This window comes from Kytococcus sp. HMSC28H12, assembly GCF_001816045.1.
In the GTDB taxonomy this organism is placed as follows: Bacteria; Actinomycetota; Actinomycetes; order Actinomycetales; family Dermatophilaceae; genus Kytococcus; species Kytococcus schroeteri.
The window spans coordinates 1-7819 of sequence record NZ_KV824544.1 but is presented as its reverse complement, the minus strand read 5'-3'; the positions used below and the strand labels follow the sequence as shown (position 1 = coordinate 7819).

8 protein-coding genes are annotated in these 7819 nt (G+C 73.3%); 4 read left to right on the top strand and 4 right to left on the bottom strand.

The features are described from left to right. From HMPREF3099_RS08090 to fabG, 3 genes are all read right to left on the bottom strand, one after another. The coding region (locus tag HMPREF3099_RS08090; protein WP_070705504.1) for a Mur ligase family protein at nt 1-1797 on the bottom strand (1797 nt) is incomplete at its 3' end. Nucleotides 1798-1895: 98 nt separating this feature from the next. Next, entirely contained in the window at nt 1896-2678 is a 783-nt protein-coding gene (gene fabI, locus HMPREF3099_RS08085; protein WP_070705503.1) for an enoyl-ACP reductase FabI, read from the bottom strand. Between the two features lie 91 nt (nt 2679-2769). Further along, on the bottom strand, nt 2770-3483 hold the full coding sequence (gene fabG, locus HMPREF3099_RS08080; protein ID WP_070705502.1) for a 3-oxoacyl-ACP reductase FabG: 714 nt from the start codon (nt 3481-3483) through the stop codon (nt 2770-2772). 154 nt (nt 3484-3637) lie between these two features. Between fabG and HMPREF3099_RS08075 the strand changes: the two genes are divergently transcribed. Genes HMPREF3099_RS08075 through HMPREF3099_RS08065 form a run of 3 tightly spaced genes read left to right on the top strand, consistent with a single transcriptional unit; the run spans nt 3638 to nt 5074 of the window. Beyond that, a complete protein-coding gene (locus tag HMPREF3099_RS08075; protein ID WP_070705501.1) occupies nt 3638-4030 on the top strand; it encodes a DUF3099 domain-containing protein in 393 nt (130 codons plus the stop codon). Continuing rightward, nucleotides 4023-4256, top strand: a complete 234-nt coding sequence (locus tag HMPREF3099_RS08070) for a hypothetical protein (protein WP_070705500.1) — start codon at nt 4023-4025, stop codon at nt 4254-4256. Before HMPREF3099_RS08075 ends, HMPREF3099_RS08070 begins: the two co-directional genes overlap by 8 nt. Beyond that, nucleotides 4256-5074, top strand: coding sequence for an SURF1 family cytochrome oxidase biogenesis protein (locus HMPREF3099_RS08065; protein WP_070705499.1), 819 nt, complete (start codon nt 4256-4258; stop codon nt 5072-5074). The genes HMPREF3099_RS08070 and HMPREF3099_RS08065 overlap by 1 nt, the downstream gene beginning before the upstream one ends. Nucleotides 5075-5120: 46 nt before the next feature. On the opposite strand, the gene HMPREF3099_RS08060 is transcribed toward HMPREF3099_RS08065, so the two are convergent. Continuing rightward, the gene (locus tag HMPREF3099_RS08060) at nt 5121-6719 is read right to left on the bottom strand and encodes an ABC-F family ATP-binding cassette domain-containing protein (protein WP_070705498.1); all 1599 of its coding nucleotides are present in this window, start codon (nt 6717-6719) and stop codon (nt 5121-5123) included. Nucleotides 6720-7046: 327 nt separating this feature from the next. Here HMPREF3099_RS08060 and HMPREF3099_RS08055 point away from each other — a divergent pair, with 327 nt between their 5' ends. After that, the gene (locus tag HMPREF3099_RS08055; RefSeq protein WP_070705497.1) at nt 7047-7622 is read left to right on the top strand and encodes a toprim domain-containing protein; all 576 of its coding nucleotides are present in this window, start codon (nt 7047-7049) and stop codon (nt 7620-7622) included. Nucleotides 7623-7819 lie beyond the last annotated feature (197 nt).

The following is a 7819-nucleotide window of genomic DNA, read 5'->3' as shown; positions in this document are numbered from 1 at the left end:
GGCGGTGAGCGCCTCGAGGGTCGCCGCGCGCTGGGCCGGCTCCTGGGCAGCGGCCTCCTCGAAGGCGCCGTCGAGCTCGTGCTGGCCGCGGGCCCGGCGCAGCAGCGAGGAGAGCTGGCGCGGGGTGATCGGCTCGGCACCCATCTCGTCGAGGGTGTCCCACACCTGCTGGCGCATGTCGTGCACGGTGAAGGCCAGCACGTCGCCGTCGCGCAGCGTGGGCAGCAGGCCGCGCATCGCCGAGACCTCGTCCGGGAAGGTGCCCGCGGGGACGGCGCCCACGCTGGCCAGGCCCTGGCGCATGTGGCCGAACACCTCGTCGGCCTCCCGGCCGCGCAGGTAGTGGTCCTTGGTCACAAGGTGGGTGCGGTCGGCCAGGCGACCGGCGATGGCGCCCATCCCCTCGAGGATCTCGCCGGTCCGGTCACCCAGCCCGCCGAGGGTGATGTGCACCTCCGAGCCCGGCAGGCGCAGCCCGTCGGCCACCTCCAGCACGGCCTCCACGCCGGCCTCGTTGTGCGCGAGGTCGCAGACCACCGTGGCCCAGCCGTCCTGCGTGCGCCAGCGGTAGATGTTCATGCGGGCCGGGTTCTGCTCGCGGCTCGCCAGGAAGGTGCGCAGCCCGTCCACCACCGCCTCGCGCGGCAGGCCCAGACCCAGCGCGGCGGCGGCCGCGGCCAGCACGTTGGCGGTGTTCACGCGGCTGATGCCGCCGATCGTCATCGGCACGTCGAGCAGCGAGACCAGGTGCACCGGGTCGCCGTAGCCGGTCACCAGCGCCACGTTGTTGTCGATGACGGTCATGCCCGCCCCGCCGGCCTCCACCGCCTCGCGCAGCGCGGGGCTGCTCGGGTCGAGGCTGAAGCACCAGATGCGGCCCGTGGCGCGGTGGCGCATGGCCCACACGCGCGGGTCGTCGCCGTTGAGCACCACCCAGCCGTCCGGCTTGGTGACGTGCGTGATGATCCCCTTGACCTCCGCCAGCTGGTCGAGGGTGTCGATGCCGTGCGTGCCCAGGTGGTCGGCTGAGACGTTGGTGACCACCGAGACGTCGTTGAAGGGCACCCCCATCCCCTTCTGCAGCAGGCCGCCGCGGGCGGTCTCCAGGATGCCGATCTCCACCCCGCCGGACTGCAGCGCGGTCCGGGCGCCCGAGGGGCCCGAGTAGTCGCCCTTGACCAGCCACTCGCCCTGGCGCAGCACGCCGTCGGTGGACGACCACGCCGTCACCTTGCCGGCCGTCATCGCGATGTGGGCCAGGATCCGCGTGGTGGTGGTCTTGCCGTTGGTGCCGGTGATCGAGGCGACCGGCACGGTCGGGCGCACGGTCTCCGGGCGGCGGCCCGGGTCGGCCTCGCGGACGGTGGTGGCGGCCTCCTCGAAGAGGCGGTCCCGCTCGCCCGGCTCCTCCCACAGGGCCTCCAGTAGAGGGCCCAGGGCCTCCCCCATCGCCCGGCCGGTCCCGGCGCGCCCCCAGCGGAAGGCGACCGTCACGTCGCCCCACTCCTTGCCGTCGCGCCCCCGCGCGGTGATGGCCCCCAGCCCTGCCCGCTGGCCCAGGGTGCGCAGCACGTGGCGCACCAGGCGGATGAGGAAGCGCTGGCGCTGCTCGCCGTGCGGCTGCCCCGGCGCGGTGCGCGTCATGCCCAGCGCGGCAGCCACCTCGAGGCACTGCTCGCGCGGCGCCTCGCTGATCACCGGCGCGGACAGCATCACCTTCACGGCAGCCCGCGTGTAGTACAGGTTGGGACCCTCGAGGAGCCGCACCTCGGACACCCGGACGTGGGGGGAAGTCATTGCGCCAGCCTACGGCCCGCCGCAGCCGCCGGCGACGGCACGAGAGGGCCCGGGCCGCGTGGGTTTCCTCACGCGACCCGGGCCCGGGTGTCAGCGGCTCACTGGCCGGTGGCGTGCACGCCACCGTCGACGTGGACGATCTCGCCGGTGGTGGCCGGGAACCAGTCGGAGAACAGGGCCACGCACGCGCGGGCGGCGGGCTCGGAGAGCTGGATGGACCAGCCGAGCGGGGCGCGGCCGTCCCAGCTCTCCTCGAACTGCGAGAAGCCGGGGATGGACTTGGCGGCCGTGGTGCGGATGGGGCCGGCCGAGACGAGGTTGCAGCGGATGCCGTCCGGGCCCAGGTCGCGGGCCAGGTAGCGGTTGACGGACTCGAAGGCGGCCTTGGCCACGCCCATCCAGTCGTACACCGGCCAGGCGTAGCGGCCGTCGAAGGTCAGGCCCACCACGGCCGAGCCCTCCACCATGAGCGGCTTCGCGGCCAGCGCCAGGGACTTCAGCGAGTAGGAGGAGACGTGCACCGCGGTGGAGACGTCCTCCCAGGTGGCCTCGAGGAAGTTGAAGGCGCCCTCGGGGGCGAAGCCGATGGAGTGCAGCACGCCGTGCAGCTCCGAGGTGTGCTCCTTGAGGCGCTCGGCCAGGGAGTCCAGCTGCTCGGGGTCGGTCACGTCGAGCTCCACCACGGGGGCCTCGGCCGGCAGGCGGCGCGACATGGCCTGGGTGAGCTTCAGCCCGCGGCCGAAGCCGGTGAGGATCACGGTGGCGCCCTGCTCCTGGGCCAGGCGGGCCACGTGGAAGGCGATGGAGGACTCCATCAGCACGCCGGTGACCAGCAGCGTCTTGCCCGCCAGCAGGCCGGTGCCGGTGGGCGACTGCTCCATGGCGCCGGTGGTCTTGCGCTCGGGGGTGGTCTCGCTCATCAAGGGGTCCTCTCGCAGGTGGGGGTGGTGCGTGCGTTCGGGGGGGGGGGGCTCAGTGACCCATGCCCAAGCCGCCGTCCACGGGCACGACGGCGCCCGAGACGTAGCCGGCGGCGTCGGAGGCCAGGAAGCCGACCACCTGGGCCACCTCGTCGGCCTCGGCGAAGCGGCCGGCCGGGATGCTGGCCAGGTAGGCGTCCTGACGCTCCTGCGGCAGGGCGTCGGTCATGTCGGTGCGGACGAAGCCCGGGGCCACCACGTTGGTGGTGATGCCGCGGGAGCCGAGCTCGCGCGTGAGCGCACGGGCAAGACCCACGAGGCCCGCCTTGGACGCGGCGTAGTTGGCCTGCCCGGGCGAGCCGTAGAGGCCCACCACGGAGCCGATGAGCAGCACCCGGCCGAACTTGCCGCGGATCATGCCCTTCTGGGCTGCGCGCACGCAGCGGAAGGCGCCGTGCAGGTTGGTGTCGAGCACCCCGGCGAAGTCCTCGTCCTTCATGCGCATGCTCAGGCCGTCGGCGGTGATGCCGGCGTTGGCCACGAGCACCTCGACGGTGCCGCCGAGGAGCTCCTCGGCCTGCTTGAAGGCGGCGTCCACCGAGGCGGTGTCGGTGACGTCGCAGGCGACGGCGCGCAGCCCCTCGGGGGCCTCGCCGCTGCGGGAGGTGACGACCACCTCGTGCCCCTCCTGCTGGAGGTGGCGGGCGATCGCCTCGCCGATGCCGCGGTTGCCGCCGGTGACCAGGGTGCGTCGTGAGGTGCTCATCGGCTGCACCCTAGACCGTGGCCGGGGCACTGTCCCCTTTCACGGTGCGCTGCGTCACACGTTCTGATGGCGCCGCCCGGCGGTGCCTCCGGTGGCCCCACGCCTACGACGCCCTGTCGTGCTCGCGGGCCCGGTGCGTAGACTCGGAGGCCTCATGGCCACCCCCTCCCAGCACCCGCGCCCCGGTTCCGGCGACCGCCGTCCGGTGGCCTCCGTGACCACCGCCTCGCCCTCGGCCCAGGTCGAGCGAGACCACCGGCTCAAGGTGTACCTGTGGCAGATGGGCCTGCGCATCGTCACCTTCCCCATCGGGGCGTGGCTCATCATCCAGCGCATCAGCGTGCCGGTGGGGGTCCTGCTGCTGGCCTTCGCGGTGCTCATCCCGTACATCGCCGTGGTCAAGGCCAACGCGCGCACCGTGGAGGCGCCCGGCGCCGGGCCGGACCAGGTGGGGCCGCGGGTGCGTCCGCTCGAGGCGCCGACCGAGCAGCCCACCGGGGCCCACCGGGGTCCGGAGGTCGTCGTCGGCGACGTGGTCGATGACTGAGCGGCCCGGCTCCCCTGTCGGCGAGGTGGTGTGCAGCGCCACCGGCTGCCGCGCGGCCGGGGTGCACGCCATCGTGTGGAACAACCCCGCCCTGCACGCTCCCGACCGGCGCAAGGTGTGGACCGCGTGCGACGGACACCTGCAGCACCTGCAGGACTTCGTGGCCGTGCGCGGCTTCCACCGCGAGACCGTGGGCGTGCACGAGCTGACCGGGAAGGACGGATGATGCGCGACTGGCTGCGCATGGCCCTGAGGCCGAAGTGGATCGCTCTGCTGCTCGTGGCGCTGCTGGTGTGCGGCGTCTTCGTGCGCCTGGGGCTGTGGCAGTGGCACCGGCACGAGCACAAGCAGGCGGCCGTGCACCGCATCGAGACCCACCGCGACGCCGCCCCGCGCCCGTACACCGAACTGGTGCGCCCCGACGGGTCCTACGAGTACGACGACGAGTGGACGCCCGTGCGGCTGACCGGCCACTACCTGCCCGAGAAGCAGACGCTCGTGCGCAACCGCCCGCACTTCGGCACGGCCAGCAAGTCCACCTACGGGTACGAGGTGCTCGTGCCCTTCCAGCCCGACGAGGGCCCCGCCGTCGTGGTGAACCGGGGCTGGGTGGCCAACGCCAACGACGCGCAGACACTGCCCGAGGTGCCCGCCCCGCCGAAGGGCACCACCGAGCTCGTGGCCTGGCTGCGGCCCAGCGAGCCCGCCCGCGACCGCGACCTGCCGGCCGGCCAGGTCGACATGGTGAACACCGACGAGGTGGAGCGCTCCACCGGCGTACAGCTGGCCGACCCCTTCCTGCTGCTCAAGGAGGACGGCTCCTCGCAGCGCCCCGAGCCGCTCGACCCGCCGGAGACCGACCTCGGCCCGCACCAGGCGTACGCCTACCAGTGGTGGCTCGCCACGCTCTTCCCGGTGGGGCTGTGGGTGTTCTCGGTGCGCAACGCCGTGTTCACCGAGCTCTCGCCCGAGGAACAGCGCCGCCGCCGGGCCGAGAGGGCCGCGCGGAGGAAGACCCGCATCTGGGACGAGGAGGACGGCTGAGGGGCGCTCCCCCATCGGACCGGGGCGGGGCACCGGCCCCGCGCGGTCAGGCCAGGGTGACGAGCTCCAGGTAGCTGGCGTTCCACAGGTCCTCGATCCCGTCGGGCAGCAGGAGCACGCGCTCGGGGTTGAGCGCCTCCACGGCGCCCTCGTCGTGGCTCACGAGCACCACGGCGCCCTCGTAGTGCGCCAGCGCCTCGAGGATCTCCGCGCGGCTGGCGGGGTCGAGGTTGTTGGTGGGCTCATCCAGCAGCAGCAGGTTGGCGCCGGAGACCACGAGCATCGCCAGCGAGAGGCGCGTCTTCTCCCCACCGGAGAGCACCCCGGCGGGCTTGTCCACGTCATCGCCGCTGAACAGGAACGAGCCGAGCACCTTGCGGACGTTCGTCTCGTCGAGGTCCGGGGCGCTGGACTTCATGTTCTCCAGCACGGTGCGGTCGGTGTCGAGGTTCTCGTGCTCCTGGGCGTAGTAGCCCACGCGCAGGCCGTGGCCGGGGGTGATCTCGCCGGTGTCCGGGGCGTCGACGCCGGCCAGCATCCGCAGCAGCGTGGTCTTGCCGGCGCCGTTGAGGCCCAGGACGACCACCTTGGAGCCGCGGTCGATGGCGAGGTCCACGTCGGTGAAGATCTCCAGCGAGCCGTAGGAGCGGGACAGGCCGCGGGCCATGAGCGGGGTGCGGCCGCAGGGGGCCGGGGTGGGGAAGCGCAGCGAGGCCACCTTGTCGGCCTGCCGCTCCCCCTCGAGGCCCTCCACGAGGCGGTCGGCGCGCTTGAGCATGTTCTGCGCGGCGGTGGCCTTGGTGGCCTTGGCGCGCATCTTGTCGGCCTGGGAGCGCAGCGCCTCGGCCTTCTTGGTGGCGTTGGCCAGCTCCCGCTTGCGGCGGTGCTCGTCGAGCTCGCGCTGCTTGAGGTAGGCCTTCCAGCCCAGCGAGTACTGGTCGAGCACGCTGCGGTTGGCGTCCAGGTGGAAGACCTTGTTCACCACGGCATCGAGCAGGTCCACGTCGTGGCTGATGACGATGAGGCCGCCCGCGTAGTTCCTCAGGTGGTCGCGCAGCCAGGCGATGGAGTCGGCGTCCAGGTGGTTGGTGGGCTCGTCGAGCAGGAGGGTCTCGGCGTCGCTGAACAGGATGCGGGCCAGCTCGATGCGGCGGCGCTGTCCACCGGAGAGGGTGGCGAGCTCCTGGTCGAGGATGCGCCCGGGCAGGCCGAGCGCGCTGGAGATGGTGGCGGCCTCGGACTCCGCGGCGTACCCGCCGGCGGCCTCGAACTCCACGGTGGCACGGTCGTAGCGGCGCATGGCCTTCTCGCGGACGGCCGGGTCGTCGCTGGCCATCTCGGCCTCGGCCTTCTCGCGGCGGCGCACGATGTCCTCCATGCCGCGTGCCGAGAGGATGCGGGCGCGGCCGGTGACCTGCAGGTCGCCGGTGCGGGGGTCCTGGGGCAGGTAGCCCACCGGGGCGGAGCTGTGGATGGTGCCGGCGGCCGGGAGGGTCTCCCCCGCGAGCGCCTTGGTCATGGTGGTCTTGCCCGCACCGTTGCGGCCGACCAGCCCGATGCGGTCCCCGGCGCCCACGCGGAAGTTGGTGGGCTCGAGCAGCAGACGGGGGCCGGCGCGCAGCTCGAGGCCGGACACGGTGATCACGGGGGTGCTCCTGGGGGTGGTGGGCGGTGCGGCAGCGCGCCAGTCTACGGGCCGCGGCGGATGGGGCCGACCGGTTTTCGTGGAGACTGCGGGCTCCTTCGCGGCCGGGGCGACTTCCGCACCGGTGCTGAACTCGGTATGGCACGGGCCGACTTCGGCACCGGTGCTGAACTCGACTGTCGAGAACCGCACCGGTGCGGACCTCACTGCACGTGTCAGTCCGAAACCGGCACCGGTGCTGAACTGGGCTGGGGTGTCAGGTCGAGAACCGCACCGGTGCGGAGGTCGCGGCGGGGACGCCGGGCCCCGGGTGCCTACGATGCGCGCATGGTCGACCTCACCGCATCGGATGCCCGCACCGTCGTGCTGCTCGAGGGGGTGAGCGACGTCGCCGCCGTCCGCGCCCTCATGGAGGCCCAGGGCATCGACGGTGCCGCGGTGCAGCTGGTCTCGCTCGACGGGGCGACCAACTGGAACCGCGTGCTCAAGGAGCTGCGCCTGCTGCGCGGCGACGTGGACGTGCTCGGCCTGGTGGACCAGAACGAGGCCCACCCCGCCGTCCGGGCCCTCACCGACGACGGTCTGCCGGTGCAGGACGCCACCGACCTCCCCGTCTACGGGGTCTTCGTCTGCGAGGCCGACCTGGAGGACGAGCTGATCCGCGCCCTGGGCCCCGAGGGTGCCCGCGCCGCGCTGGAGGCGGCCGGCCTCGGCGGCAAGTTCGAGGCCTTCCAGAGCCAGGGCGACTGGGGCGAGCGCACCCTGGCCGACCAGCTCCACCGCTTCTGCGGCGCCGCCTCGGGGCGCAAGGCCCAGGCGGCCGGGGTGCTGGCAGGCGCACTGGACGCCGACGAGGTGCCCGAGCCGCTGCAGATGCTCCTGGACCGCCTGCGCTGGGCATGAGCGGAGGCCCCGTCCGATGGTGGACGGGGCCTCGCGCCGGAGTGGGCGGTGGTGGCGTTCAGCCGAGGAAGAGCTTGCTCGCCTTCTCCACGGCGAACCACAGCCCATAGGCCAGCGGCAGCACCACCAGCGCCCAGGCCACGGCCACCAGCAGCGGCGAGGTGGTGGTGCGCGCCCCGGCGTCGACGGGGCCGCCC